Annotated in this window: 24 protein-coding genes, 1 tRNA gene and 1 pseudogene; 17 read left to right on the forward strand and 9 right to left on the reverse strand. The window is 71.2% G+C overall.

What is annotated here, in order from left to right:
* Positions 1-20: 20 nt before the first annotated feature.
* The 5 genes from AB0P25_RS11015 to AB0P25_RS11035 all read left to right on the forward strand — a co-directional run bounded on the left by AB0P25_RS11015 (position 21) and on the right by AB0P25_RS11035 (position 4,396).
* Positions 21-1,052 carry an LCP family protein gene (locus AB0P25_RS11015; protein WP_363807327.1) on the forward strand — a complete coding sequence of 344 codons (1,032 nt, stop codon included), beginning with the start codon at positions 21-23 and terminating at the stop codon, positions 1,050-1,052.
* A gap of 332 nt (positions 1,053-1,384) precedes the next feature.
* Positions 1,385-1,831: a MaoC family dehydratase N-terminal domain-containing protein gene (locus tag AB0P25_RS11020; RefSeq protein WP_363807328.1), complete on the forward strand. Its 447-nt coding sequence runs from the start codon at positions 1,385-1,387 to the stop codon at positions 1,829-1,831.
* Positions 1,831-2,283, forward strand: a complete 453-nt coding sequence (locus AB0P25_RS11025; RefSeq protein ID WP_363807329.1) for a MaoC family dehydratase — start codon at positions 1,831-1,833, stop codon at positions 2,281-2,283. Before AB0P25_RS11020 ends, AB0P25_RS11025 begins: the two co-directional genes overlap by 1 nt.
* Positions 2,280-3,419, forward strand: coding sequence for a UDP-N-acetylmuramate dehydrogenase (locus AB0P25_RS11030; protein WP_363807330.1), 1,140 nt, complete (start codon positions 2,280-2,282; stop codon positions 3,417-3,419). Before AB0P25_RS11025 ends, AB0P25_RS11030 begins: the two co-directional genes overlap by 4 nt.
* 122 nt (positions 3,420-3,541) lie before the next feature.
* The gene (locus AB0P25_RS11035) at positions 3,542-4,396 is read left to right on the forward strand and encodes a hypothetical protein (RefSeq protein WP_363807331.1); all 855 of its coding nucleotides are present in this window, start codon (positions 3,542-3,544) and stop codon (positions 4,394-4,396) included.
* Between the two features lie 126 nt (positions 4,397-4,522).
* Here AB0P25_RS11035 and AB0P25_RS11040 read toward each other — a convergent pair whose 3' ends face one another.
* The 3 genes from AB0P25_RS11040 to AB0P25_RS11050 all read right to left on the reverse strand — a co-directional run bounded on the left by AB0P25_RS11040 (position 4,523) and on the right by AB0P25_RS11050 (position 8,260).
* Positions 4,523-6,613 carry a RecQ family ATP-dependent DNA helicase gene (locus tag AB0P25_RS11040; RefSeq protein ID WP_363807332.1) on the reverse strand — a complete coding sequence of 697 codons (2,091 nt, stop codon included), beginning with the start codon at positions 6,611-6,613 and terminating at the stop codon, positions 4,523-4,525.
* Between the two features lie 94 nt (positions 6,614-6,707).
* Entirely contained in the window at positions 6,708-7,001 is a 294-nt protein-coding gene (locus tag AB0P25_RS11045; RefSeq protein ID WP_363807333.1) for a hypothetical protein, read from the reverse strand.
* Between the two features lie 26 nt (positions 7,002-7,027).
* Positions 7,028-8,260 carry a PspC domain-containing protein gene (locus AB0P25_RS11050; protein WP_363807334.1) on the reverse strand — a complete coding sequence of 411 codons (1,233 nt, stop codon included), beginning with the start codon at positions 8,258-8,260 and terminating at the stop codon, positions 7,028-7,030.
* A gap of 114 nt (positions 8,261-8,374) precedes the next feature.
* Between AB0P25_RS11050 and AB0P25_RS11055 the strand changes: the two genes are divergently transcribed.
* The 9 genes from AB0P25_RS11055 to AB0P25_RS11095 all read left to right on the forward strand — a co-directional run bounded on the left by AB0P25_RS11055 (position 8,375) and on the right by AB0P25_RS11095 (position 15,902).
* A complete protein-coding gene (locus AB0P25_RS11055; protein ID WP_363807335.1) occupies positions 8,375-9,580 on the forward strand; it encodes a PspC domain-containing protein in 1,206 nt (401 codons plus the stop codon).
* On the forward strand, positions 9,577-10,248 hold the full coding sequence (locus AB0P25_RS11060; RefSeq protein ID WP_363807336.1) for a response regulator transcription factor: 672 nt from the start codon (positions 9,577-9,579) through the stop codon (positions 10,246-10,248). The genes AB0P25_RS11055 and AB0P25_RS11060 overlap by 4 nt, the downstream gene beginning before the upstream one ends.
* 126 nt (positions 10,249-10,374) lie before the next feature.
* Positions 10,375-10,447 (forward strand) — tRNA-Trp (locus tag AB0P25_RS11065).
* A gap of 42 nt (positions 10,448-10,489) precedes the next feature.
* The gene (secE, locus tag AB0P25_RS11070) at positions 10,490-10,762 is read left to right on the forward strand and encodes a preprotein translocase subunit SecE (protein WP_018189749.1); all 273 of its coding nucleotides are present in this window, start codon (positions 10,490-10,492) and stop codon (positions 10,760-10,762) included.
* Positions 10,763-10,816: 54 nt separating this feature from the next.
* Positions 10,817-11,740 (forward strand): transcription termination/antitermination protein NusG, encoded by a 924-nt coding sequence (gene nusG, locus AB0P25_RS11075; protein WP_064110974.1) that lies wholly within the window; start codon positions 10,817-10,819, stop codon positions 11,738-11,740.
* Between the two features lie 120 nt (positions 11,741-11,860).
* Positions 11,861-12,292 carry a 50S ribosomal protein L11 gene (gene rplK, locus AB0P25_RS11080; RefSeq protein WP_064110975.1) on the forward strand — a complete coding sequence of 144 codons (432 nt, stop codon included), beginning with the start codon at positions 11,861-11,863 and terminating at the stop codon, positions 12,290-12,292.
* A 72-nt stretch (positions 12,293-12,364) separates the two neighbouring features.
* Positions 12,365-13,054 carry a 50S ribosomal protein L1 gene (gene rplA, locus AB0P25_RS11085; protein WP_064110976.1) on the forward strand — a complete coding sequence of 230 codons (690 nt, stop codon included), beginning with the start codon at positions 12,365-12,367 and terminating at the stop codon, positions 13,052-13,054.
* A 240-nt stretch (positions 13,055-13,294) separates the two neighbouring features.
* Entirely contained in the window at positions 13,295-15,286 is a 1,992-nt protein-coding gene (locus tag AB0P25_RS11090; RefSeq protein WP_363807338.1) for a S53 family peptidase, read from the forward strand.
* Between the two features lie 82 nt (positions 15,287-15,368).
* Positions 15,369-15,902 (forward strand): GNAT family N-acetyltransferase, encoded by a 534-nt coding sequence (locus tag AB0P25_RS11095; protein WP_363807339.1) that lies wholly within the window; start codon positions 15,369-15,371, stop codon positions 15,900-15,902.
* Here AB0P25_RS11095 and AB0P25_RS11100 read toward each other — a convergent pair.
* On the reverse strand, positions 15,899-16,867 hold the full coding sequence (locus AB0P25_RS11100) for an NADP-dependent oxidoreductase (protein ID WP_363807340.1): 969 nt from the start codon (positions 16,865-16,867) through the stop codon (positions 15,899-15,901). The genes AB0P25_RS11095 and AB0P25_RS11100 overlap by 4 nt on opposite strands.
* Before the next feature lie 379 nt (positions 16,868-17,246).
* Here AB0P25_RS11100 and AB0P25_RS11105 point away from each other — a divergent pair.
* Positions 17,247-17,681 (forward strand): annotated as a pseudogene (locus AB0P25_RS11105) (DUF998 domain-containing protein); the annotation flags it as partial.
* A 50-nt stretch (positions 17,682-17,731) separates the two neighbouring features.
* Here AB0P25_RS11105 and AB0P25_RS11110 read toward each other — a convergent pair.
* The 5 genes from AB0P25_RS11110 to AB0P25_RS11130 form a co-directional block, all read right to left on the reverse strand.
* Complete coding sequence (locus AB0P25_RS11110; protein ID WP_363807341.1) at positions 17,732-18,571, reverse strand: YqaJ viral recombinase family protein; 840 nt, start codon at positions 18,569-18,571, stop codon at positions 17,732-17,734.
* The gene (locus tag AB0P25_RS11115; RefSeq protein ID WP_363807342.1) at positions 18,568-19,611 is read right to left on the reverse strand and encodes a Gfo/Idh/MocA family oxidoreductase; all 1,044 of its coding nucleotides are present in this window, start codon (positions 19,609-19,611) and stop codon (positions 18,568-18,570) included. The genes AB0P25_RS11110 and AB0P25_RS11115 overlap by 4 nt, the downstream gene beginning before the upstream one ends.
* Before the next feature lie 30 nt (positions 19,612-19,641).
* Positions 19,642-20,376, reverse strand: coding sequence for a ThuA domain-containing protein (locus tag AB0P25_RS11120; RefSeq protein ID WP_363807343.1), 735 nt, complete (start codon positions 20,374-20,376; stop codon positions 19,642-19,644).
* Positions 20,373-21,485, reverse strand: coding sequence for a Gfo/Idh/MocA family oxidoreductase (locus AB0P25_RS11125; protein WP_363807344.1), 1,113 nt, complete (start codon positions 21,483-21,485; stop codon positions 20,373-20,375). Before AB0P25_RS11125 ends, AB0P25_RS11120 begins: the two co-directional genes overlap by 4 nt.
* Before the next feature lie 69 nt (positions 21,486-21,554).
* Positions 21,555-22,745, reverse strand: a complete 1,191-nt coding sequence (locus tag AB0P25_RS11130) for an ROK family transcriptional regulator (protein ID WP_363807346.1) — start codon at positions 22,743-22,745, stop codon at positions 21,555-21,557.
* Positions 22,746-22,915: 170 nt separating this feature from the next.
* Between AB0P25_RS11130 and AB0P25_RS11135 the strand changes: the two genes are divergently transcribed.
* Both AB0P25_RS11135 and AB0P25_RS11140 read left to right on the forward strand, forming a co-directional pair.
* Entirely contained in the window at positions 22,916-23,638 is a 723-nt protein-coding gene (locus tag AB0P25_RS11135) for a sugar phosphate isomerase/epimerase (RefSeq protein ID WP_363808052.1), read from the forward strand.
* On the forward strand, positions 23,635-24,732 hold the full coding sequence (locus AB0P25_RS11140; RefSeq protein WP_363807347.1) for a Gfo/Idh/MocA family oxidoreductase: 1,098 nt from the start codon (positions 23,635-23,637) through the stop codon (positions 24,730-24,732). The genes AB0P25_RS11135 and AB0P25_RS11140 overlap by 4 nt, the downstream gene beginning before the upstream one ends.
* Positions 24,733-24,739 lie beyond the last annotated feature (7 nt).

Below are 24,739 nucleotides of genomic sequence, written 5' to 3' on the forward strand. Positions count from 1 at the left end.
CGCGAAAGGGGGCGGGGATCGTGGTCTCCTTCGCCATTCATCACTCGGACCGCCCGGACGCGCCGCGCCGCCGCCATTCGCGGTGGTTCGTCGCGCTGGCCGTCTTCGTCGTCGTGCTCGCCGCAGTCGTCGTCACCGCCGTGGGCGGCGGCGCGATCTACGCCGGCTCGGTGGCGTCGACCTTCGACTCGCACGTGTCGCACCTGCAGAAGGCGTTCCCCGCCGACGCGACGCGCCCCGCGGTGTCGCAGACCGGCGCGATGAACATCCTGCTGCTCGGATCGGACTCCCGCGGCGCGCCGACGGGGATCGGCGCGGAAGGCGTGACCGACCAGCGGGCGGACACGATGATGCTCGTCCACATCGACGCCGACCGGCGCAACGTCTACATCATGTCGATCATGCGGGACCTCTGGGTGCCCATCCCGGGCAACGGATCCGCGAAGATCAACGCCGCTCTCGCGTGGGGTGGCACTCCGCTCGTGGTCCAGACGGTCGAGCAGCTGCTCGGCGCCCGCATCGACCATGTCGCCATCGTCGACTTCGGCGGCCTGAAGGCGATGACGAACGCCCTGGGCGGAGTGGATGTGGACAGCCCCGTCGGCTTCACCACCGTCAAGTCGCCCCACTACACGTTCGTGAAGGGGATGAATCACCTCGACGGCGACCAGGCCCTCGCGTTCGCGCGCGAGCGCTACGCCTTCGCGACTGCCGACTATCAGCGTGTCGCCGACCAGCAGGCGCTGATGCGCGCCTTCGGCGCGAAGCTGCTGAACCTCTCGGTGCTCACCGATCCCGGAAAACTAACCGCGTTCGCCTCCGCCGCGGGATGGTCCGTGAAGGTGGACCAGGGCTTCAACCTGCAGGCCATGATCGGGCTGGCGGCGAGCATGAAGGTCTCCGGCATGTCGAGCATCCACACCTTCACCATCCCGACCGCGGGGACCGGGACCTCGGCCGACGGGCAGTCGATCGTGAAGGTCGACCCCGCGGCGACGGCGCGGCTGCGGACAGCGCTGGCGAACGACGCGTTGGCGGGCTTCTCCGGGTAGCGATGTCGGTGGTTGACCCTAGTCTTGGGGACACGGAGAAAAAATCTCGAAAACACTACATGTAGTGGAATGACAATCGTGTCATTCGGGTTATATAGTGGGTGAACACCGCGGGAACCGCGGATCACCGACTTCTCAGGGGAGGCCATCATGGACTACGAAAACGACAGCGTTGGCGGCTACTCGGTTCCCGTCGACCCCATGGACCTGCTGCAGTGCGACAGCTGCCAGTAAGGCGCTAGCACCGAGCACGAAGACCCCGGAGGCCACCTGGCCTCCGGGGTCTTCTGTCTTCCCGGCCGCTTGTTTCGGCCGGTCGGTAGAATCGTCGGGTGCCAGTGAATCCAGAGCTGCAGGGGCGGGAGTTCCCGCCGACCCGGCCGTACCTGGTCGGACGCGAGAAGGTGCGCGAGTTCGCGCGGGCCGTCTTCGCCACCGACCCGGTCAGCTACGACCTCGACGCCGCGCGCGCCGCCGGCCACCGCGACCTGGTGGCGCCGCCCACCTTCCCGGTGGTGGTGCAGGAGTCGACGCTCGCGCAGCTGCTCGCAGAGCCGGACGCCGGCATCGACTTCAGCCGTGTCGTCCACGGCGACCAGCGGTTCTCGTTCAGCCGCCCGGTGTTCGCCGGCGACGAGCTGACCGCCACGCTGCGTGTCACGTCGGTCAAGTCGCTCGGCGCGCACTCGATGGTGACCGCCGAGTCCACGATCGTGGATGCGGACGGCGCCCACGTCGCGACCGCGATCTCCACCCTGGTCGTGCGAGGAGACGAGTGATGGCGTACTTCGAGGCCCCCGGCGCCCCAGAGACCCCCGACTTCGACGCGCTGACCGTCGGCGACGTCGTCGCCGAGCGCACGTTCGACGTGACCCGTGACTCGCTCGTCCGCTACGCGGGCGCGTCCGGCGACTTCAACCCGATCCACTACCGCGACGACATCGCGACGTCGGTCGGCCTCCCCGGCGTGATCGCGCACGGGATGCTCACCATGGGTCTCGCCGTGCAGCCGGTCGTCGAGTGGGCCGGCGACCCTGCGCTCGTCGTCGACTACCAGGTGCGCTTCACGCGTCCGGTCGTGGTCGACCCCTCCGAGGGCGCGACCGTCACCGTCAGCGCGAAGGTCGGCCAGCTGGATGCCGAGGCACGGATCGCCCGCATCGACCTGACGACGACGTTCGGCGGGGAGACGGTGCTCGGTAAGGCGCAGGTCCGCGTCCGGTTCGCATGACCGACGCCACCCCCGCTCTCGCCGACCTGACGACCATCCGCGTCGGAGGCGTGCCGGACGAGTACGTCGCCGCCGACGATCGCGACGCGCTGATCGCGGCGGTCCTCGACGCCCGCGCCTCGGGCGAGGACTGGCTCCTGCTGGGCGGCGGGTCCAACACCGTCGCGAGCGACGACGGGTTCGAGGGGACGGTCATCCACATCCGCACCCGCGGCGTCGAGCGGCTGCCCGCGCCGGAGGGGCGCGTCCGCATCCGGGTTCAGGCGGGGGAGCCGTGGGACGAGCTCGTCGCGCTGACCGTGAGCAACGGCTGGTCGGGCATCGAGGCGCTTTCCGGCATCCCCGGGTCGACCGGCGCGGCGCCGGTGCAGAACATCGGTGCGTACGGGCAGGAGATCGAGTCGTCGCTGGTGGGCGTCGAGTTCCTGGACGACGCGACGGGCGAGGTCGTCTTCCTGAACCGCGCGGAACTCGGGCTCGGCTATCGGACCTCCGTGCTGAAGCGGGGACGGCGCGGCGTCGTGCTGTCCGTGGACCTCGAGCTCTCCGACAACAGCGTCCCCGGAGCCGTGGGTGCGCCCTTGAGCGCGCCGATCGCATACGCGCAGCTGGCGGATGCCCTCGGTGTGCCGCTCGGGTCGCGCGTCCCGGTCGCCGAGCTCCGCCGCGCCGTGCTCGGCCTGCGGTCGTCGAAGGGCATGGTCCTCGACCCGGCCGACCCGGACTCGGTGAGCTCGGGCTCGTTCTTCACCAACCCGATCGTGTCGGAGGGCTTCGCCCGGTCGCTGCCGACGGACGCCCCGCGCTGGCCCCAGGAGCCGGTCGAGCCGGACGCGGTGATCGCGCTGCCGCCCGGCGGCGTGCACCCGCTCGATGTTCCGGCGCTCGCCGCCGGCGAGTACACCGTCAAGCTCAGCGCTGCGTGGCTCATCGAGCACGCCGGGATCCGCCGCGGATTCGCCCTGCCCGGATCGGGCGCGGGCATCTCGTCGAAGCACACGCTCGCGATCGTCAACCGCGGCGGTGGAACGGCGGCGGATGTGGTGCAGCTGGCCGACTTCATCCAGGCCCGGGTGCAGGCCGAGTTCGGCGTGGTTCTGCAGCCGGAGCCCGTGCTCGTGGGCCTGTCGATCTGACGGTGATTTCGCGGCGCCCACAGGGCTGACGTCCGTCGAACTCTGAGAGTATTCTCACGGCGGGCTCCCTAGGCTGAGTCCATCGCGGCGCGCTCGCGCCGGACCCGATCGAAGGGGAAGTCATGGGATTCCTGGACCGCCTGCTCGGACGCGAGGAACCGCGTCCGGAGGGCTCGCAGCAGCAGTATGCCGGTTATCCGGCGCCGGGCGGTCAGCCCCGAGGAGGTCAGCCCCAGGGTGCTCCCGCAGGGCAGGCGCGGAGCGAGGACGAGATCGCGGTCGAACGCTACCGCTACCTCCTGCGCACGGCTCCGCCCGAGACGATCGAGCAGGTCCACGAGGAGGCGTTCGCCAAGCTCACGCCGGACCAGCGCCGTCTGGTGTTCCAGCAGCTCAGCGAGAACGCACCCGCCGGCGAGCAGCCGCGCGGCGACGACCCGCGCTCGCTGGCGCAGTCCGCGACCCGCTCCGAGCTGCGTCAGCCGGGGACGCTCGAGCGCGCGCTCGGCGGCGGCCCCCGCGGCGGTTATGGCGGCGGCTACGGCGGCGGGATGGGGTTCGGCGGCATGTTCGCCAGCTCGCTCCTCGGCAGCGTGGCCGGCTACGTGATCGGCTCGGCCCTCGTCAGCGCTTTCCTGCCGTCCCCGTTCGACAACCAGGCCGGCCAGGGAGCCGACGGACAGAACGGCGACAACCAGAACGCCGGCGACAACAACGACCAGAACGGCGACGGGTCCGGCGGTGACGGCTCCGGCGGTGACGGTTCCGGTGGCGACGGCGGCGCGGGTGACGGCGGCTCGACGGAGGCGGCCGGCTGGGACGGCGGTGGCGGCGACGCCGGCGGCTGGGGTGGCGACACCGGTGGCGGCTGGGGTGATTCCGGTGGCGGCGATGGAGGCTGGGGCGGTTTCGGCGGAGGCGACTTCGGAGGCGGAGACTTCGGCGGAGGCGACTTCGGCGGGGGCGACTTCATCTGACCTGCGGCCGCGCCCGAGGTATCCGCGACCCGGTCTGACCGGCTGCGCGCGGTCTGACCGGGTCCGCGCGGTCAGATCGCCGGGCTCGGACACATCCACCGGCAGATCGTCAGGGCACCCCCTCCCTCAGCTCCGCAGCGCCGCAGCGAACGGGAGCACTGCGGAGGCACCGGCGCGCAGGAGTTCCTGGCCGGCGACCGTGATCGTCCAGCGGCTGTCCACAAGGTCGTCCACGAGGAGGACGGGGGCGCCGGGCGGCAGCTGCAGGCCGTCGGCCGAGAAGTGGTCCCAGACCGCGGCCAGGCGGAAGGCGCTGTTGCCGCCGGGGGCGCCGGACGGCGGCCCTCCGCGCCAGGTGAGCGTTCCGGCGAAGGGGAGGCGGCCGACGGTCGCCAGGCCGCGGGCCAGGGACTCCACGAACTGCGGTCGGCGGCGTGACGGCATCGCGGCGATCGCGGCGGGGCGCGCATCCCAGTCCCAGTCGGCCAGGACACGGACGCAGGCGTCGAGGAGGGGCTGCGGCACCGGCTGATCGGGGGCGTCGTCGGCGAGGAGATCGCGGAGCCGGCCGCCCCAGCCGAGGTCCGTCAGGCGTGCAAGGGCGCGGCCGGGCTGAAGCAGCTGCTCGGGGCGGAGCTTGCCTTTGACCGGCACGCCGAGGCGGTCGGCGCCGGTCGGCCAGAGCTTGCGGGGTTCGATCTCGACGCCCACCTTGTCGAGCAGGGTGCCAACCTGGCCGGCGGCGTCCGCGTCGACGTCCGCCGGGAACCACACGCCGGCGCAGTTGTCGCATCGGCCGCAGGGTCCGGCCGCCGGGTCGTCGAGCGCCCGCTGCAGGAACTCCATGCGGCAGGCCGACGTCGCCTCATATTGGAGCATCGAGCGCTGCTCCGCCTCGCGGGCGGCGGCGATGCGCTCGTAGCGCTCCTCGTCGTACTCCCACGGTGCACCCGTGGCGACCCAGCCGCCGCTCACCCGTCGGACCGCGCCATCCACGTCGAGCACCTTCAGCAGCAGTTCGAGCGTGGACGCGCGCAGGTCGACCTTGCTCTCCAGCACGCGCGTGGACTGCGGCTCGGCGCTGAGGGCGTCGAGCACCGCCGCCGCCTTCTCGCGCGACGGCATGGACGCCGTGGCGAAGTACTGCCAGATGGCGCGGTCCTCCGGGCCGGGCAGCAGGAGCACGTCCGCATTGTCGGTCGCGCGCCCGGCGCGCCCGACCTGCTGGTAGTACGCGACCGGCGAGGACGGCGCGCCGAGGTGCACGACGAAGCCGAGGTCCGGCTTGTCGAACCCCATGCCGAGTGCGCTCGTCGCGACCAGGGCCTTCACCTCGTTGCGCTTGAGCCGGCCCTCGAGCTCTTCCCGCTCGGCGGTGTCGGTCTGGCCGGTGTAGGCGTGCGCCTCGTGCCCGGCGCGACGGAGCACCCGCGCGGTGTCCTCCGCGGCCGAGACCGTGAGCGTGTAGACGATCCCGCTACCGGGTAGGTCGGCGAGGTGCCCGGCGAGCCAGGCCAGCCGCTCTGTGGCATCGGGAAGCGGGAGGACGCCGAGGCGCAGCGAGCGCCGGGCGAGCGGTCCGCGGATGGTCAGCACCTCGGACTCCCGCGCGGTGCCCAGCTGCTCGACCACGTCGGCGACGACGCGCTCATTGGCGGTCGCCGTGGTCGCGAGCACCGGGATCCCGTCGGGGAGGAGAGCGATCAGGTCGCGCAGGCGCCGGTAGTCGGGCCGGAAGTCGTGACCCCAGTCGGAGATGCAGTGGGCCTCGTCGACCACCAGCAGACCGCAGCGTTCCACGAGTGCAGGCAGCTGGGTGTCGCGGAACTCGGGGTTGTTGAGCCGTTCCGGCGACACGAGCAGCACATCGACCGTGTCGTCGCGCAGGCGGGCGGCCACGTCGTCCCACTCGTGCCGGTTGGCGGAGTTGATGGTGACCGCGCGGACGCCGGCCCGCTCGGCCGCCGCCACCTGATCGCGCATGAGGGCGAGGAGCGGCGAGACGAGGATGGTGGGACCCGCCCCTCGCGCCCGCAGCAGCATCGTTGCGACGAAGTAGACCGCCGACTTGCCCCATCCCGTGCGCTGAACGACGAGTGTGCGCCGATGATCGTCGACGAGCGCGGAGATCGCCTCGTACTGCCCGTCATGGAACTCGGCCTCCGGACGCCCGACGAGGGCGCGGAGTCGGAGGAGGGCATCGGTCGCTGTGGTCATGAAGCCATCGTCGCAGGGACGCCCGACGCCGACGCCGAACGGCCGGAAATCTGTGGAGAACGGATTCCCGGCCGCGGGTGTGGAGAGGTTCGCCCTACGGACGCACCCGCCGTCGCTGCGCAGCCCGGATGCCGCCCAGCAGCGCCGAGACGACGATGACCAGGCCCAGGAGGGCGGCGGCCAGCGCCCAGGCGGATCCCGGTGTGAGCGAGCCCAGCCAGACCCCCACCCGATCGGCTCGTTCGGCGGACGACACGATGTAGAGCGTCGCGACCCCGAAGGCGGTCAGCAGGATCCCCCAGACCACCCCGCCCCATCGGATCGGGGCGGCGACGGCCGCGGGCGGCTGAGGCGTGGGAACGGGTGCGGTGGTGCTCTGCTCGGTCATGTCCGGGTCTCCTTCTCGTCGGGCGTTCACTGCTGCAGGAGGACGGGAAGGCCCTCGGTGGTGAGGCGCAGGCCGGCGACGCCGTCCCCTGCGAGGAACAGTGCGGCGCCGGTCAGCACCGCGAGCAGGATCCCGAGGAAGATGAGGAACCCACTTCGTCGGCGGGCGAGGCCGGCGATGAGCACGACCACGCCGACGACCAGGGTCGCTGCGGCGAGCCCGGCCGCGGTCGTGTACCGGGCGACGTCGGTGAGCTGTGGCCAGACGATCGCCACGAGCGATCCGGCGACGAGCGCGAGCCCGACCGTCAGCCAGCCGACCGCCGCCCCGACGCGCGGGTTCGCGGCCCGGTACGCCTCACGGCGCGCAGCGGCCTCGGCGGTCGCGACCGCGACCTGCGACCGGAGCTCGGCCGAGCGCTGCGTCTTGACGGCGCGCATGTCGGCGGCCAGGCGCGCCTTCCAGGCGGCGTGGTCGGCCCGCCACTGCGCCTGGCGCTGCTGCCAGTCGGCGACCTCCTCGGTCGTCGCACCCTGCTGCGGCGCGGGAGGCGGGGTCGGCTCCGCGGCGATGTCCAGCTGCACGGCATCCGGCTCCGCGACCGTCGCGCTCATCGGCACCGTCGGCGCGGACGGGGAGGCGGCCGCGTCCGGCGCCACGGATGCGGCCGTCGGGGCATCCGCCGGAGAGGGCGCAGAAGCCGGCGCGGGGGTGGAGTACGCCGGCATCGTCCCCGCCGCCCGCGCGTCCGCGCGCCGCACCCCCACGACGATCAGCGCGATCACCGCGCCGACCACCACGAGCGTCCAGACGACTCGCCCGACCACGTCACCCCAGGCCGAGACGTCCCAGAACGCGCCGTGCGTCCACCACAGCCCGCTCGTCCACGGCAGCAGCGACAGCAGCACCATGACGCCGATGGCCACGATCGGCGGCTCGAAGTCGCCCTCGAACAGGCTCTGCAGGTGGATGCGGCCGTCCCGGTCGGGCAGGAGCGCCCATGCCGCCGCGTAGAGGAGCAGCACCGGCGCGCCGAGGATGCCCGCCACCACGACGATGCCGCGGACGATGAGCGGGTCGATGCCGAGACGGTAGGCGATCCCGGCGCACACGCCGCCCAGCCAGCCGTCGGCGCGCACGACGCCGAGCCCGCGCATCCAGTCGAAGAAGCGGGTGCCGCGGCCGGCGAACCCGGACTGCGGGCCGCCGTACGGGTTGCCGGGCGTCCCCACCGGCCGGGTCTGATCGTTCTGTGACATGCTCCTCATCCTGGCGGCGCGCCGGCCGCGCCGGTATCGGGGGAAGCCCTGACCGCACCCTGATCCGCGCCGGTTCCCCGTGCGGGGCGCGGGTGGGTCTGGTTGGATACCGGCATGTCCACCAGCGCATCCGCCGGCCCCCGGCCGCCCCTGCGGCGTCCGGCGCTGGAGCGTCCGCGCTCGTGCGTCATAGGCGGCGTCTCGGTGGCGCTGGCGGACCACCTGGGCTGGCCCGTGGCAGCCGTACGCTGGGCGTTCATCGGGCTGACCCTCCTCGGCGGGGGAGGCGTGCTGCTGTATCTCTGGTTCTGGGCGCTGACGCCGCTGCGTGCGCCGTCCGGCGACGACCCGGCGGAGGGCGTGCGCCGGCGCGTCAACGTGCCGTGGGTGCTGGCCGGGGCCGGAGCGGTCTCGGGGATCGCCGCCGTCGTGCTCGCCGGTGGGGGAGCCCTGGGGCCGGGATTCGGGGCCCTGGTCGCGTCGGCCGCACTCCTGGTGGTCGCCGTGGCCTGGGAGCAGCTGACCGACGAGGAGCCCGCCGCCTTCGCGCCGCTCACGCCGACCGTCTTCCGGATCGCGTGCGGCGCCTTCCTGGTCGTCGTGGCCCTCGTGCTGGCCCTCACCCAGGATGCCGGGGGTCCCGGCATCCTGTGGCTCGGCATCCTGATCACCACCCTCGCCGGGGTGGCCGTGCTCGTCGCGCCGTGGGGGCTGCGGCTGTGGCGCGAGCTGATCGCGGAGCGGACGGCGCGCATCAAGGAGGAGCAGCGGGCGGAAATGGCCGCCCACCTGCACGATTCGGTGCTGCAGACGCTGGCCCTCATCCAGAACCGGGCGGGAGCCTCCAGCGAGGTCGGCCGGATCGCGCGGGCGCAGGAGCGCGAGCTGCGCGACTGGCTCTACGCCGACGCCGCGGCGGCCGAGGCGGAGGAGCGCGATCTGGCGGGCGAGCTCCGGGATGTCGCGGCGGCCCTCGAGGTCGACCACGCCGTGCACTTCGACGTGGTCGCGGTCGGCGAGCCGGTGCGGCGCGCGCCCTCCGAGCTGGGAGCGGCGGCGCGCGAGGCGATGCTCAACGCGGCGCGGCACGCCGGCGGCGAGGTCTCGGTCTACATCGAGCACACCGCCGACCGCGCGGACGTCTTCATCCGCGACCGCGGTCCGGGATTCGACGTGAGCGCCCTTCCCGAGGGACGCCTCGGCGTCCGAGAATCGATCATCGGCCGGATGCGGCGCGCGGGCGGCCACGCCACCGTGACGGCGCGCGAGACCGGCACCGAGATCCACCTGAGCATCGACATCCCGAGCGAGAGCGTATGAGCGAGACCGACACCTCCAACCCTGTGACCGTGGTGGTCGTCGACGACCACTCCATCTTCCGCTCGGGCCTGCGCTCCGACCTGGACGAGCGGCTGGAGGTGGTCGGCGAGGCGGCCGATGTGGACGCGGCGGTCGCCACCATCCTCGAGACCCGTCCCGTCGTGGTGCTGCTCGACGTGCACCTGCCCGGGGGAGCCGGCGGCGGGGGAGCCGAGGTCATCCGCCGCGTCGTGCAGGAGGCGCCGTCCGTCCGCTTCCTGGCCCTGAGCGTGTCCGATGCCGCCGAGGATGTGGTGGGCGTCATCCGCGCCGGCGCCCGCGGCTATCTCACGAAGGGCAGTTCGGGCCGGCAGGTGAGCGACGCGGTGCTGGCCGTCGCGGGAGGGGATGCGGTCTTCTCGCCGAAGCTGGCCGGATTCGTCCTCGACGCGTTCGGCGTCGCCGCGGGCGAGCAGGCCGAGTCGACGGACGAGCTCGACCGGCTGTCCGCCCGGGAGCGGGAGGTGATGCGACTCATCGCACGCGGGTACGCTTACAAAGAGGTCGCCGCCGAGCTGTTCATCTCGATCAAGACGGTCGAGAGCCACGTCTCGGCGGTGCTCCGCAAGCTCCAGCTCTCGTCTCGGCACGAGCTGACGGCCTGGGCGCTGGAGCGGAAGCTCCTTTAGGCCGACCGCTTTGCGGGCGGGCATCGGCGTCACGTACACTTGACGCGGTGGTTGAATCTGCCAAGCTTTTCTGCGCCCTTTTTTGTGACGAATGAGTGCGACGTGAGGTTCGGCGATTCGCTTCTTAGGGCGGTAGCTCAATTGGCAGAGCAGCGGTCTCCAAAACCGCAGGTTGCAGGTTCGATTCCTGTCCGCCCTGCAAGTCGGCACTCTGGTGCCGATCCACGAAAGGTGTAACGAGGTGGCCCGAAAGGTAATCGACGAGCCGAGCGAGGAGATCGTCGCCAACGCGAAGAAGGATCGCGCTGCGCGGCGCAACCCCTTCGCTCGGATCGCCCTGTTCATCCGGCAGGTCATCGGAGAGCTCAAGAAGGTCGTCACCCCGACCCGCAAGGAGCTCTTCAGCTACACCGGCGTGGTACTGGTGTTCGTGGTGATCATGATGGCCCTCGTGTCACTCCTTGACTGGGTGTTCGGCATGGGTGTCGTCTGGGTCTTCGGAAACCCGAAGTAGACGACGTCGAACGGAGCGCATCCGCTCCTCCCGACAAGAAATGGAATGAATTCAGTGTCTGAGACGAATCGCGACGACGTGGACTGGGCCCCTGCTGCGGAGCAGTCCTCCGAAGACGACGAGGCGCAGACCGGCAACGTCCTCGCGAGCGAGGACGAGGCGTCCGACGCGGCCGAGCACGAGGCGCTGCACGTCGTCGCCGACGACGGCACCGAGATCGACCTCGACGCGGTGCTGGACGCGATGGCGGAGGCCGTCGACCCCGAGGCCGACCGCGCCGTCGACGAAGCGCTCGAGGTCGACGACGAGGAGGAGGCCGCGGCCGCCCAGCTCGCCGTCGAGGACGAGGAGGAGGAGGCCGTCGCCGACCCCTACGAGGCCTTCCGCACCGAGCTGCGCTCCAAGATCGGCAAGTGGTACGTCATCCACTCGTACGCGGGCTTCGAGCGCCGCGTGAAGTCCAACATCGAGAACCGCATGGTCTCGATGAATATGGAGGACTACATCTTCGAGGTGCAGGTCCCCATGGAGGACGTGGTCGAGATCAAGAACGGCCAGCGCAAGATGGTCAACCGCGTGCGCATCCCGGGCTACGTGCTCGTGCGCATGGACCTCAACGAGGACAGCTGGTCGGTCGTCCGTCACACCCCGGGTGTGACCGGCTTCGTGGGCAACGCCCACAACCCGACGCCGCTGCGCTTCGAGGAGGCCTTCTCGATGCTGAAGAGCCTGGTGCAGGTCGAGGCCGCTCCGGCCAAGGGTGCCGCGAAGGGCCAGAAGGCCGCCGCGCGCGTCATCCCCGCCGAGGTCGACTTCGAGATCGGCGAGACCATCACCATCAAGGAGGGCTCGTTCGCGGGCCTGCCGGGTTCGATCAGCGAGATCAAGCCGGAGAGCGGAAAGCTCACCGTGCTCGTGTCGCTCTTCGAGCGCGAGACGCCGGTCGAGCTCAGCTTCGACCAGGTCACCAAGCTCTAGGGAACATCCAGAGCCTCCCCACTGTTTTAGAGAACACCGGGTCTCGGAAGGGCCGAGAAACCGGGAGAGCGTGCAGGGCTGCGGCCTGAAGGCGCTCGAATACACAAAGAAGGAAGAGACATGGCACCGAAGAAGAAGGTCACCGGTCTGATCAAGCTTCAGATCAACGCCGGCGCCGCCAACCCGGCCCCGCCGATCGGCCCGGCCCTGGGTCAGCACGGCGTGAACATCATGGAGTTCTGCAAGGCGTACAACGCGGCCACCGAGTCGCAGCGCGGCAACGTCATCCCGGTCGAGATCACCGTGTACGAGGACCGCTCGTTCACGTTCGTCCTGAAGACCCCGCCCGCGGCCGAGCTGATCAAGAAGGCGGCCGGCGTCGCCAAGGGCTCCGGCGTCCCGCACACCACCAAGGTCGGCAAGCTGACCCAGGAGCAGGTGCGCCAGATCGCCGAGCAGAAGATGGTCGACCTCAACGCCAACGACATCGACGCGGCGTCGAAGATCATCGCAGGCACCGCCCGTTCGATGGGCATCACGGTCGAGGCGTAAGCCCGACCCCCTCAAGACATCTCGTGGAAGAGCCGGCCAGGCTCGCACCACATTCTCGTTAGGAGAAATCACATGGCACAGAAGTCCAAGGCCTACCGGGCCGCGGCCGAGAAGATCGAGGCCGGAAAGTTCTACACCCCCAGCGAGGCCGTCGCCCTCGCGAAGGAGACCGGCTCCGCGAAGTTCAACTCGACCGTCGAGGTCGCGCTGAAGCTCGGCGTCGACCCCCGCAAGGCGGACCAGATGGTCCGCGGTACCGTCATTCTTCCTCACGGTACGGGCAAGACCGCCCGCGTCATCGTGTTCGCCACCGGTCCCGCGGCCGAGGCGGCCATCGCGGCGGGTGCGGACGAGGTCGGCGGCGCCGACCTGATCGAGAAGGTCGCCGGCGGTTACACCGACTTCGACTCGGCCGTCTCCACCCCGGAGCTCATGGGCCAGGTCGGCCGCCTCGGCAAGGTGCTCGGCCCGCGCGGCCTGATGCCGAACCCGAAGACCGGCACCGTCACCCCGGATGTGGCCAAGGCCGTCTCGGACATCAAGGGCGGAAAGATCGAGTTCCGCGTCGACAAGCACGCCAACGTGCACTTCGTCGTGGGCAAGGCCGGCTTCACCGCCGAGCAGCTGAACGACAACATCAAGACCGCTCTCGAGGAGGTCGTGCGTCTCAAGCCGTCCGCCGCGAAGGGTCGCTACATCCAGAAGGGCGCCGTGTCGACCACGTTCGGCCCGGGCATCCCGCTGGACGTCAACGCCATCTGAGTTCGCTCCGCGAACTCGTCCGACAGGGTCGGGACCGGATCTCCGGTTCCGGCCCTTTCGGCGTTTTCGGGGTCTCGTCAGGATATTTGCCCGATGTTGAAGGTTTACTCAGCTCAACCATCGCAACAGAACTGTCTACCCCCTCTTGTGGCGGTAGAACGGGCGGGTTTAGGGTCGCTCCTGTCGCGCGTCGCGCGGCGGCTCACAGCAGAGCCGGTCCCGATACGAAGGATGACATTCATGGCACTTCGCACCACCCGATCCCTCCACAAGAGGGCTCTCGGGATCATCGCCACCACGTCCGCCGTGGTGGCTTTGTCATTGGCGGGAGCATCCGCGGCCGGCGCAGCCGACCGGGTGACCTACGCCGGCTCCGTCCCCGCATGGGCCACCGCCGCGAACGACACGGGCGCGGCCGCGGCGGACACCACGGTGCAGGGTGAGATCTACCTGCCCCTCCGCGACCAGAAGGGCGCCGAAGCGCTCGCCAAGGCCGTCTCCAACCCGCTCGACCGCGGGTACCGCAAGGCGCTCTCTCCCCAGCAGTGGATCAATCGGTTCTCTCCGACGAAGCCGGACTTCGACGCCGTGGTCAACTTCATCAAGGCGGCCGGCCTGACCATCCAGGGCGTCCCGGACAGCCGGCAGTACGTCGTCTTCCGCGGCACGCCCGCGCAGCTCGGCTCCGTCTTCGGCACCTCGCTCCACACCTTCAAGCACCAGGGCAAGCAGCTGATCGCGCCGGCCTCGGCCCCGTCGGTCCCGGCCGCCCTGGCGAACAAGGTGTCGGCGATCAGCGTGGAGCAGTCGCGCACGACGACCCGCCCCGACTCGATCAAGCAGGGCGACCTCGGCACCACCGCCGCGCCGTTCGCGCAGCGGAAGGCGGCGGCGACGCCCGTCGTCAACGCTCCGTGCTCGCACTACATCGGCGAGCACACCGCGACCATGCCGGCCGCGTACGGGCAGACGCAGTTCAACACCAACATCTGCGGTTACACGCCCAAGCAGCTGCGCACCGCCTACGGCCTCGACGCCCTGGGCGCCAAGGGGGTCAACGGCACCGGCCAGACCGTCGCCATCATCGACGCGTACGCCAGCCCGAGCATCCTGAAGGATGTCAACACCTACTCGCAGCAGAACGGCGAGCCGGGCCTGACGAACTCCAGCTACCAGCAGCTCGTCCCGAGCCCCACCCAGTTCACCGATCAGGACCTCTGCCAGCAGCCGAGCGGATGGCAGGGCGAGCAGACGCTCGACGTCGAGTCGGTCCACGCCATCGCTCCGGGTGCGCGCATCCTGTACGTCGGCGGCACGGACTGCTCCGGCGGCCTGGACATCGCCATGTCGAAGATCCTCGACAACAAGCTCGCGAACATCGTCAGCAACAGCTACGGCAACGTGGGCGAGGCCGTCCCGGCGGACGTGATCCAGGGCGAGGTGAACCTGCAGCTCCAGGCTGCGGGCGAGGGCATCGGCCTGTACTTCTCGAGCGGCGACAACGGCGACGAGACCATCAATCTGGGCTACGCCTCCCCGGACTTCCCGGCGTCCTCGCCGTGGGTCACCTCGGTCGGCGGCACCAGCACGGCGATCGACAAGAACGGCAAGATCGCGTGGGAGACCGGCTGGGGCAACATCCTCGACAAGGTGCAGAAGGCGTCGGACGGCACGCTGAGCTACACGGCTCCGCTGCCCGGCAGCTACTACGGCGGCGGCGCCGGGGGTGGTGTCAGCGCGGTCTTCGCTCAGCCCGACTACCAGCGGGGCATCGTCCCGGCGGCTCTCGCGAACGGCAAGCGCGTCTCGCCGGACGTGGCGGCCCTGGCCGACCCGTACACCGGCTTCCTGATCGGGATCAGCCCGATCGTGGACGACTCCACGCTGACGACCGGCGACTACGAGAACGAGACCTACGGCGGAACGTCGCTGGCCTCGCCCATCGTGGCCGCGCAGATCGCGATCGTCCAGCAGGCCACCCGGGCCACCATCGGGTTCGCGAACCCGACGCTGTACGGCGTGAAGCGCATCCTGCCGAACGCGTACCGCGACGTGGTGCCGCAGCCGAAGCAGCAGGCTCTCGCCTACACCAGCGCCACCAGCGGGAACAGCTACCTCGTGTCGCTCGACCTCGACAGCTCGCTGAAGACGGCGAAGGGATACGACGACGTCACCGGCCTCGGCGGCGTCTCGCTCGACCTGCTCGGCTGGGTCGCCCAGGGTCGGCACTAGCCGCATCCCGCCATCCCGGACCGGCCGTCTTCCTCGCGGAGGCGGCCGGTCCGCTGTGCGGCGGCTGGCTAGGCTGAGGGATGTGACCGTCACCATCCGCCCAGCCGCAGCGGGCGACGAAGCGGCCCTCGCCGCCGTCGCCGCCGCGACCTTCCCGCTCGCCTGCCCGCCGCACACGACGGAGGAGGCGAAGGCGTCGTTCATCGGGGCGGTGCTGTCGGAGGCGCGGTTCGCCGAGTACCTGGCCGACGACGGGCGACGCCTCCTGATCGCCGAGGACGGCGACGGCTCCGCGGTCGGCTACACGATGGTCAACCTGGGGGAGCCGGCGGACGAGGACGTGCGTGGCGCCCTCCGCCTGCGCCCGACCGCCGAGCTCAGCAAGTGCTACGTGCTGCCCGGCCACCACGGCGAGGGCGTCGCGTCCGGTCTGATGGCGGAGAGCCTGGATGCGGCCGTGGCCGCCGGTGCCGAGGGGATGTGGCTCGGCGTCAACCAGGAGAACGCTCGGGCCCAGCGCTTCTACGGCAAGCACGGCTTCGAGCGCGTCGGCACCAAGCGCTTCCTCGTGGGCGACCGCTACGAGGACGACTTCGTGATGGAGCGGGCGCTCTAGCCCTCGGCGATCTTCACCGCGATCTTGCCGCGGGTGTGGCCGCCCTCGATGGCGGTGTGGGCTTCGGCGATCCGGTCGAGCGGGAAGATCTCGTCGACGTGGACGCGGACGTTGCCCGCCTCGAGCAGGCGCGCGATGACCGCGAGGGTGTTGCCGTCCGGTGCCACCTTGTAGTCGGTGCCGCGCACGCCCGCGTTGGCCGCATCCTCCGCGAAGCCGGGCCAGCTGCCGGTCGGGGCGTTGACGATGAGGCCGCCCGGGCGCAGCGCCGCGAGCGAGCGCGTCCCGGTGTCGTCGTGGACATTCCCGACGAGGTCGATCACGACATCCGCGTCATGCACGACGTCCTCGAATCGCGTGGTGCGGTAGTCGATGACCTCGGCGGCGCCCAGCGACCGCAGCCACGACGCCTTCGAGCCGGACGCGGTCGCGATCACGTGCGCGCCGAAGTACGACGCGAACTGCACCGCGAAGTGCCCGACCCCGCCGCTGCCCGCGTGGATGAGCATCCGCTGACCCTCGTGGGCCTTCGCGACCTCGACGACCATCCCCCAGGCGGTGAGCGCCGCCAGCGGCACGGCGGCAGCTTCGATGTGGGACAGCGTGGCGGGCTTCTTGACCACGCTGAGCGCGGGCACCGACACGTACTCGGCGTAGCTGCCCCCGGAGCGCGGAACGGGCACCATCCCGAACACCTCGTCGCCGGGGCGGATGGGATGCGCGCTGTACGGCGACTCCACCACGACACCGCTGAAGTCGTGCCCGAGCACGGCGGGGAAGGAGTGGATGGCGCCGAACACCCCGCGCCCGGCGCGCGTCTTCGCGTCGATCGGGTTGACGCTCGCGGCGACGACCTTGACCAGGAACTCGGCGTTGACCCGGTCCGGGAAGGCCGTCTCGCCGAGCCGGAGGGCGTCCGGCCCGCCCGCGTCATCCAGGAGCGCGGCCCGCATCGTCTTCGGCATCAGTCATCCCCTCGTCGAGATCCGTTCCCCGGTCGGTTCCGCCAGTCAATCCTGCTCGTGGGTCGGGGGTGTTACGTTCGGGTCACCACATGTGAACAATCTGTTTCGGATACCCCCAGGACGTTCCCAGGGGCGCGGCCGTTAGGATGCTGCGACCCGGTTCCGCCTGCCCGAAGACCCGGGGGAAACGCCGGCTCGACCCGAGGAGCAACCCGTGCGACGACTGCTGCGGATCGCCCGCGAGCCCTTCGCCGTCCCCGTGCTGGCGCGCGGCTGGCAGCGCGCCGTCCCCATCCTGCTCGGGATCGGGACGCTGTGCGTGCTGGGCGGGCTGGCCATCATCTGGGCCGCACGGCTGACCGTGCCGTACCCCGTGTACGTGAGCGAGCTGGGCGCTCACGGCGCACCCACTGCCGGGCCGTTCGCGGTGGCGCTGCTGCTCATCGCCGCCGGCGGTTTCGCGATCGCGGTCGCGAGCGGTCACATCCGCTCGTCGGCGCGCTGGCTCGACCGGTGGGCGCCGGCGGTGACGCTCGGGTTCGCGGCGCTGTGCTTCGTGCTCGCGTCCCAGATCACCTGCTCGGCCAACTGCCCGGTGCCGCTCATCGACCCGCGGTCGACGCCGCAAGACCTCATCCACACCGTGTCCGCCGTGATCGGGTTCGCGGCGGCGTGCTACGCGATGCTGCAGGTGGGCTTCAGCCGCCGGCTGCCGCGCGTGTCCTGGATGTCGCGGATGAGCTGCGCCGCGGTCGCGGTCATCACGATCGTCGGCGGCCTGCTCGCGATCGTGCGCGTCGGCGCGGACGTGGGCGCGTGGCTGGAGCTGATCGGGACGACCGTCGCGGTCGGCTGGATCGCGGTCTACGCGGTGGCGCTGACGCGCATCCCGGTCGCCGTCACCGAGAACAGCGTGGGCTCCGGGTCCGGGGCGGTCTCCGGCGGGGCGGGCGTCGTGCTCACGCGCGGGGCCGGCGCGGACGTCGCCTGACGCAGCAGCTCGATCAGGTCGGCGGCGAGCGCGACCAGCTTGTCGATCTCCGCGTCGTCGCGGTCGACCCACCGGCACTCCGGCTCGTCGCGCAGCGGCACGAAACCGTCGTGCTGCTCCCAGACGAACAGCGTGCGCTCGGCGCCGAGGACGTACTGCTGCCACCAGATCTGGCGGAGGTAGTGGCGCGGGATGCTGCGGAGCGGCTTGTTCGTGGTCTTGATCTCGCACAGCTCGATCCGCTCGCCGCTCCGGACGGCGAGGCCGTCCGGCGTCGCGAGATGACGGCGGTCGCGCTCGGCGTGGAATAGCAGGTCCGACGGCTGGATGCCGTGCGTGGCGGCCACCCAGGCGGCGATCTCGGGCTCGCGTGAGCGGCCGTGCTGGGTGAAGACATTGCCGCTGAAGCCGCTGCCGTGCAGCTTGTCGTACATCGCGGCGCGCACCGCCCGCGGCGAGGACAGCTTGGCGACGTCCGTCGCTGTGATGCCGCGGCTGCGGGCACGCAGCCACCCCACGCGATCGGAGGACCGGGCGACGACGCGCGCCAGATGGCCGGTGGCTCCGGGGTCGGCCGGGACGACGGGTGCGGGCGCCGGCCGGGCCGGGCTCAGATCCGCGAGGACGCCCGGCCGGTAGAGGTCGGCCGAACGGTACGGAGCGGAGTCTGGCACCTGTCCATTGTGCCTCGTCCGGCCGACGCTCGCCGTCACTCCACGCGCGTCGCGCCGACCTGCCTCCGTGCCTCGTCGATGGTCGCCAGCGTGTCGACGGCCTCGGCGAGCGGATGCAGCGGCGACTCGGTGCGGCCCTCGGCCACGTAGCGGGCGAGTGCGGCCGCCTCATACGACATCCCGTCGCGGTGCGGGCGCCCGTAGGGGTCGCGCCAGTGCGCCGCGAGCGTGCCGTCCGGTCGGAAGACCTTCAGCCCGCTCGGGCCCCAGAACGGGCTGTCGGTCTCGATGCGCCCCTCGGTGCCGGTGATGGTGGCGAGGGAGGGTGTCCCCGCGAGCAGGCTCGTGCTGAGCAGCGCCTGCCCGCCGGAGGCGGAGGACAGGACCAGGGCGACCTGGTCGTCCACACCGCTCGGGGCGAGCGTGCCGGTCGCGATGATGCCCGCGGGGGCGCCGAGCGCGAAGGAGGCCCACGAGACCGTGTAGACGCCGAGGTCGAGCAGGGCGCCGCCGGCGAGGGCCGGATCCCACAGCCGGCTGCTCGGGTCGTAGGGGACGCGGCCGCCGAAGTCGGCGGTCACGACGCGCACGTCGCCGAGCGCGCCCTGCTCGAGGAGCTGGCGGGCGATGTCGGTCTGCGGCAGGTACCGCGTCCACATCGCCTCCATGGCGAAGACGCCCGCGTCCCGAGCCGCCGCCACGATCCGGCGGGCCTGGTCGGCGGTCACGGCCATCGGCTTCTCGATGAGGACGTGCTTGCCGGCCGCGATGGCGAGCAGGGCGTGCGCGAGGTGTTCGCTGTGCGGGGTGGCGACGTAGACCACATCCACGTCGGGGTCGCCGACCAGGGCCTCGTAGGAGCCGTACGACCGCTCGACGCCGTGCGCCGCCGCGAAGGCGGCCGAGCGCTCGGCGGAGCGCGACCCCGCGGCGACGACGCGCTGCCCGGTGTGCCGGTGCAGGGCGTCGGTGAAGTCGGCCGCGATCCCGCCCGGGCCGAGCACGCCCCACCGCAGGGCGGGGGCGTCGCGCGGGTCGGGATGGCGGGGTTCGGGCAGGGCGGCGAGCAGGTCGGTCACGGTTCCTCCGGGTGGGATCGGACGGTCGGGTCAGACGGGCTGCGGGTTGGAGACCTCGGGGGCCCGGCGCGCGCCCTCCGCGGGCGCCGCCCAGCGCACGCCGTTGGCGAGCACCCGGCGCACCTGCGGGTGGAAATACACGGGGTACTCCTGGTCGCCGGGGCTGAAGTAGAAGATCTTGCCGCGTCCGCGCGTGAACGTCACGCCGGAGCGGAACACCTCCCCTCCGGTGAACGAGCTGATGAACACGAGATCGTCGGGCGTCGGGATGTCGAAGAACTCGCCGTACATCTCCTGCGCGTCGATCACGATCGGCTGCTCGACGCCCGCGGCGATGGGATGGGTCGGGTTCACGTTCCACACGAGCTCGCGCTCGCCGCCCTCCGGGTTGCGCCAGCGCAGCGAGCAGGTCGTGCCGAGCATCCGGATGAAGATCTTCGAGAAGTGACCCGAGTGCAGGACGATCAGCCCCATCCCGCTGAGGACGTGCTGCCGCACCCGCTCGACGACCTCGTCGGAGACCCGATCGTGCGCGATGTGACCCCACCACAGCAGGACGTCGGTGGCGGCGAGGGCTTGCTCGCTCAGGCCGTGCTCCGGGTCGTCGAGGGTGGCCGTGCGCACGGAGACCTCGTCGCCGAGCAGTGCCGTCAGGCCCTCGGCGATAGCGCCGTGGATCCCGTGCGGATAGATGGCGGCGATCTCGGGCTGGGTCGCCTCATGGACGCCCTCGTTCCAGACGGTGACGCGCAGGGTCATGGTCATGCTCCTTCGGTGGCGGGCGCGAGGCGGACCTCGGCGCCGATGCGTGCGGATTCGTAGGCGGCGTCGATGATGCGGGCGCGCTCCAGCGCGAGGCGGCCGTCCCAGTCTGACCACGCGCTCTCGTCGGCGACGTGCTCGAGGAAGGTCTCGACCACCGCCAGGTGGCCGCGGCCGGGGTCGGCGGTGACCGAGATGTCCTCGCTCTGCTCTCCGTCGCCCGTGAAGATGGTCAGCTCGCCGGAGGGGGCGTAGTCGACGACCCGCAGGTCGGCGCCGCCCTCGGTGCCGTACAGGGTGATGCCGAACTCGTCGCCGGCCGGGCGGTATGCCGCCCAGCTGGTCTCGATCACGATCGACCCGCCGCTCTCCAGTCGCAGCAGGAGGCTGGCGAGGTCTTCCACCTCGTACTCCGAGCCGACGTGCTGCTTGGAGGCGGTGGCTCCGCCCCGGCCGCGGACGCCGAGCTCGGAATGCGTCACGGCCGACACGGCCGCCACCTGGGGCTCGCCGAAGAGGTGGAGCGCGTAGTCGAGCACGTGCACGCCGATGTCGATCAGCGGGCCGCCGCCCGCCATCTCGCGGTTCGTGAACCAGCTGCCGAGGGCCGGGATGCCCGCCCGGCGCAGCCAGATCGCGCGCGCGTGGTACGGACGACCGATCTGACCGGCGTCCACCGCGGCCTTGAGCGCTTCGATGTCGCCGCGACGGCGATGGTTGAAGGCGACCTCGAGGACGCGGCCGGCGCGGTGGGCGGCATCCACCATCGTCTGGGCCTCGGCGGCCGTGCGCGCGATCGGCTTCTCGCTGAGCACGTGCAGGCCGGCGTCGAGGGCCCCGACGGCGATCGGCGCGTGCAGGAAGGTGGGGACGGCGACGCTGACGATGTCGAGGTCACCCTCGGCGACCAGGTCCTGCCAATCACGGTGCAGCCGGGTGAGGCCGTATTTCTCGCCGAGCTCGGCACGCGGGCCGTCCTCCATGCCGGCGATGGCCACCAGCTCGACACCGGGCAGCGCGTCGTAGGCGGCCATGTGCTGCTGGCCGGCCCAACCGAGGCCGACGACGCCGGCGCGCAGGGGGCGACCGGGGGAGGTGCTGTTCGTGCTCATGGAGCTCCTTTCGGGGTTCGAATCGATTCGATGATGGTCAGGGGCGGGAGGGTGCACAAGGGAGGCGGGTCAGCGGAAGAGGGAACGCGGTGTCCCGGCGCCGGGGTCGAGCGCCCGCTGCACGACCATGACGGCTGCGCCGATGACACCGCCGGTCTCTCCGGAGCGGGACTGGGTGATGGTCAGGTGCTGCGTCGCCAGGGGCGTGGAACGCTGGTAGACGACCTCCCGCATCCCGGCGAGGAGCTGTTCGCCGACCCGGGAGAGGCTGCCGCCGACGACGATCACCGACGGATTGAGGAGATTGACGCAGGTGGCGACCACAGCGCCCAGGTCGCGGCCCGCCTGGCGGATCGCTTCGAGCACCCGGGGATTGCCCGTGCGGGCGAGCTCGACCACGTCGTCGCTGGTGGACGCGGGGAAGCCGAGCTCGGTCAGCGTCCGCGCGATCGCCGGGCCGCTGACCAGAGCCTCCAGGTCGGCATCCTGCTCGCCGTGGCGAGGGGTGTCGGTGCCGAACGGGACGCGGACGTGCCCGAGGTCTCCGGCCGAGCCGAGCGCCCCGCGCTGCAGCCGCCCGCCGCTGATGATCCCTGCGCCGACTCCGGTCGCCACCTTGACGAACAGCAGGTCGGTCTCCTCGGGCCACATCAGCGTCTGCTCGCCGAGCGCCAGCAGGTTCACGTCGTTGTCGACGAGGACCGGCACGTCGAACACCCGCCGGATATAGCGCGGGATGTCGAACCGGTCCCAGCCGGGCATGATCGGCGGGTTCACGGGAAGGCCGGTCGAATGCTCCACCGGTCCGGGGACGCCGACGCCCACGCCGATGAGCTCTTCCGGGCGACGGCCGGAGGCGGTGTACAGCTCGCAGGCGACTTCGAGCACCCAGTCCAGGATGTCCTCCGGTCCGTCGGCGATCGACAGGCGCTCGGACCGGTTCGCCATGATGTTTCCGGACAGATCCGCGAGCGCGACGACGCCGTGCGTGGCGCCGAGGTCGATCGCGAGGACGACGCGCGACTCCGCGTGGAAGCGGATGCGCGCGGGTGGCCGCCCTCCCGAGGAGGGGTCGTCGCCGGCCGGGACGACCAGGCCGGCCGACGTGAGGAGGTCGATGCGGGATGCGATGGTCGAGCGCGCCATGCCCGTCAGCTCGGCCAGCTGCGCGCGCGTCCGCGGGATGCCGTCGCGCAGGATCGTCAGCAACTCGGCGGCGTCTGCGGCGACGAGCGCAGAATCGCGCGCGCTGTCGGTCATGACGGTATTGAACCACAGTGTCGTCGCACGGCCCAAAGATATGCATTCATCAGTCGACTTTTGATTGACACCCGGCAGAAGTCCCGCTTGAATGGAGTCCGCGCCCTTTCGAGCGCGTCCACCCCGCAACGAACTCGACGAGGAGAACAGTGTCGACGTCCCCAGTCTCCGTGCAGCTCTACACGGTCCGCGAACTCCTGACCGAGGACACGGTCGGAACCCTCAAGCGGATCGCCGACATCGGGTTCACCCAGGTCGAGCCGTTCGCCTTCCTCAGCTTCGGCGACGCGCTCCGCCAGGGCCTCAGCGAGGCCGGCCTCAGCGCCCCCACCACCCACCAGGGCTTCCTCAGCGGCGACCTCGACGAGGTCTTCGGCGCCGCCAAGGAGCTCGGCATCCAGACGGTCATCGACCCGTTCGTCGCGCCCGAGAAGTGGCAGACCGCCGAGGACGTGGCACAGACCGCCGACCAGCTCAACGCGGCGGCCGAGGTGGCCGCCCGCCACGGGATCCGCGTCGGGTACCACAACCACGACCACGAGATCTCCAGCACGATCGAGGGCGTCACGGCGCTCGAGTTCTTCGCCGGGCGCCTTGCGCCCGAGGTCGTGCTCGAGGTCGACACCTACTGGGTCGCCGTCGGCGGCGTCGACCCCGTCGCCTACCTGCCCAAGCTCGGCGACCGCGTCGTCGCCCTCCACATCAAGGACGGCCCCGGCACCCACGACAACAAGGACCAGGTCGCGGTCGGCCAGGGGTCGCTCCCCATCGAGCAGATCATCGCGGCGGCGCCGAACGCGCTGCGCGTCATCGAGCTCGACGACTCGCGCGGGGACCGCTTCCAGGCCGTGGCCGACAGCTTCGCCTTCCTCTCCTCCAAGGGCCTCGCATGAGCGGCGGCGCGGTCGGAGTCGGCGTCATCGGCGCCGGGGTCATCAGCAACGAATACCTCGGGAATCTCACCAGCTTCCCCGACCTCGATGTGCGGTTCGTCGCCGACATCGACGTCGAGCGGGCACGGGCGCAAGCGGAGAAGTACGGCGTTCCCGGATCGGGCACGGTGGAAGAACTGCTCGCCGACGACGCCATCGAGATCGTCGTCAACCTGACCATCCCCAAGGTGCACGTCGAGGTGGCGCTCCAGGCGCTCGCCGCCGGCAAGAACGTCTGGAGCGAGAAGCCGTTCGCCCTCGACCGCGCGAGCGGCCGCGAACTGCTCGAGGCGGGGCACGCGGCGGGCCTGCGCGTCGCCACCGCCCCGGACACCTTCCTCGGATCCGGCATCCAGTCGGCGCGTCGCCTGGTCGAGAACGGCGACATCGGCGCGCCGCTCACCGCGCTCACGCTGCTCCAGAGCCCCGGCCCGGAGTCGTGGCACCCGAATCCCGACTTCCTGTTCCAGGAGGGCGCCGGTCCGCTGTTCGACATCGGCCCGTACTACCTCACCGCGCTGGTGCAGCTGTTCGGTCCGGTCGCCCGCGTGAGCGCGACCGCCTCGAAGGCCCGCGAGTCCCGGGTCATCGGCTCCGGGCCCCGCGCCGGCGAGTCGTTCGCCGTCACCGTGCCGACGCACGTCAGCGCGCTCTACGAGTTCGAGAGCGGCCAGACGGCGCAGTCGGTCTTCAGCTTCGACTCGAAGCTCGGCCGTACCCAGTTCGAGGTCGCCGGACTCGACGGCACTCTCGTCGTGCCCGATCCGAACACCTTCGAGGGCGAGCTCATCGTGCACGGCGCGGACGGCATCGAGACGTACCCGTCGACCGGCACCAAGCTCACGCGTGGAATCGGCGTCGTGGAGCTGGCCCGCGCCATCCGCGCGGGCGTGCCGGAGCGCGCGTCAGGCGAGCAGGCGTACCACGTGCTCGACATCATGGTCTCGACGATCGAGGCGGGGGAGTCCCGCACGCCCGTCGAAGTCCAGAGCACGGTCGAGGTCGCGCCGGCACTCCCGGAGGACTGGGACCCGCGTGCGGCGACCCTGGCGTAAGGCGGGG

Origin of the sequence: Leifsonia sp. NPDC077715 (assembly GCF_040686855.1) — a bacterium.
Lineage (GTDB): Bacteria > Actinomycetota > Actinomycetes > Actinomycetales > Microbacteriaceae > Leifsonia.

Excerpts from the sequence above, each read along its gene's own strand:
- AB0P25_RS11025 (WP_363807329.1), top strand. The coding sequence starts at position 1,831 with ATGGCGTACTTCGAGGCCCCCGGCGCCCCAGAGACCCCCGACTTCGAC.
- AB0P25_RS11030 (WP_363807330.1), top strand. The coding sequence starts at position 2,280 with ATGACCGACGCCACCCCCGCTCTCGCCGACCTGACGACCATCCGCGTC.
- AB0P25_RS11035 (WP_363807331.1), top strand. The coding sequence starts at position 3,542 with ATGGGATTCCTGGACCGCCTGCTCGGACGCGAGGAACCGCGTCCGGAG.
- AB0P25_RS11040 (WP_363807332.1), bottom strand. The coding sequence starts at position 6,613 with ATGACCACAGCGACCGATGCCCTCCTCCGACTCCGCGCCCTCGTCGGG.
- AB0P25_RS11045 (WP_363807333.1), bottom strand. The coding sequence starts at position 7,001 with ATGACCGAGCAGAGCACCACCGCACCCGTTCCCACGCCTCAGCCGCCC.
- AB0P25_RS11050 (WP_363807334.1), bottom strand. The coding sequence starts at position 8,260 with ATGTCACAGAACGATCAGACCCGGCCGGTGGGGACGCCCGGCAACCCG.
- AB0P25_RS11055 (WP_363807335.1), top strand. The coding sequence starts at position 8,375 with ATGTCCACCAGCGCATCCGCCGGCCCCCGGCCGCCCCTGCGGCGTCCG.
- AB0P25_RS11060 (WP_363807336.1), top strand. The coding sequence starts at position 9,577 with ATGAGCGAGACCGACACCTCCAACCCTGTGACCGTGGTGGTCGTCGAC.
- rplK (WP_064110975.1), top strand. The coding sequence starts at position 11,861 with ATGGCACCGAAGAAGAAGGTCACCGGTCTGATCAAGCTTCAGATCAAC.
- rplA (WP_064110976.1), top strand. The coding sequence starts at position 12,365 with ATGGCACAGAAGTCCAAGGCCTACCGGGCCGCGGCCGAGAAGATCGAG.
- AB0P25_RS11090 (WP_363807338.1), top strand. The coding sequence starts at position 13,295 with ATGGCACTTCGCACCACCCGATCCCTCCACAAGAGGGCTCTCGGGATC.
- AB0P25_RS11100 (WP_363807340.1), bottom strand. The coding sequence starts at position 16,867 with ATGCCGAAGACGATGCGGGCCGCGCTCCTGGATGACGCGGGCGGGCCG.
- AB0P25_RS11120 (WP_363807343.1), bottom strand. The coding sequence starts at position 20,376 with ATGACCATGACCCTGCGCGTCACCGTCTGGAACGAGGGCGTCCATGAG.
- AB0P25_RS11125 (WP_363807344.1), bottom strand. The coding sequence starts at position 21,485 with ATGAGCACGAACAGCACCTCCCCCGGTCGCCCCCTGCGCGCCGGCGTC.
- AB0P25_RS11130 (WP_363807346.1), bottom strand. The coding sequence starts at position 22,745 with ATGACCGACAGCGCGCGCGATTCTGCGCTCGTCGCCGCAGACGCCGCC.
- AB0P25_RS11140 (WP_363807347.1), top strand. The coding sequence starts at position 23,635 with ATGAGCGGCGGCGCGGTCGGAGTCGGCGTCATCGGCGCCGGGGTCATC.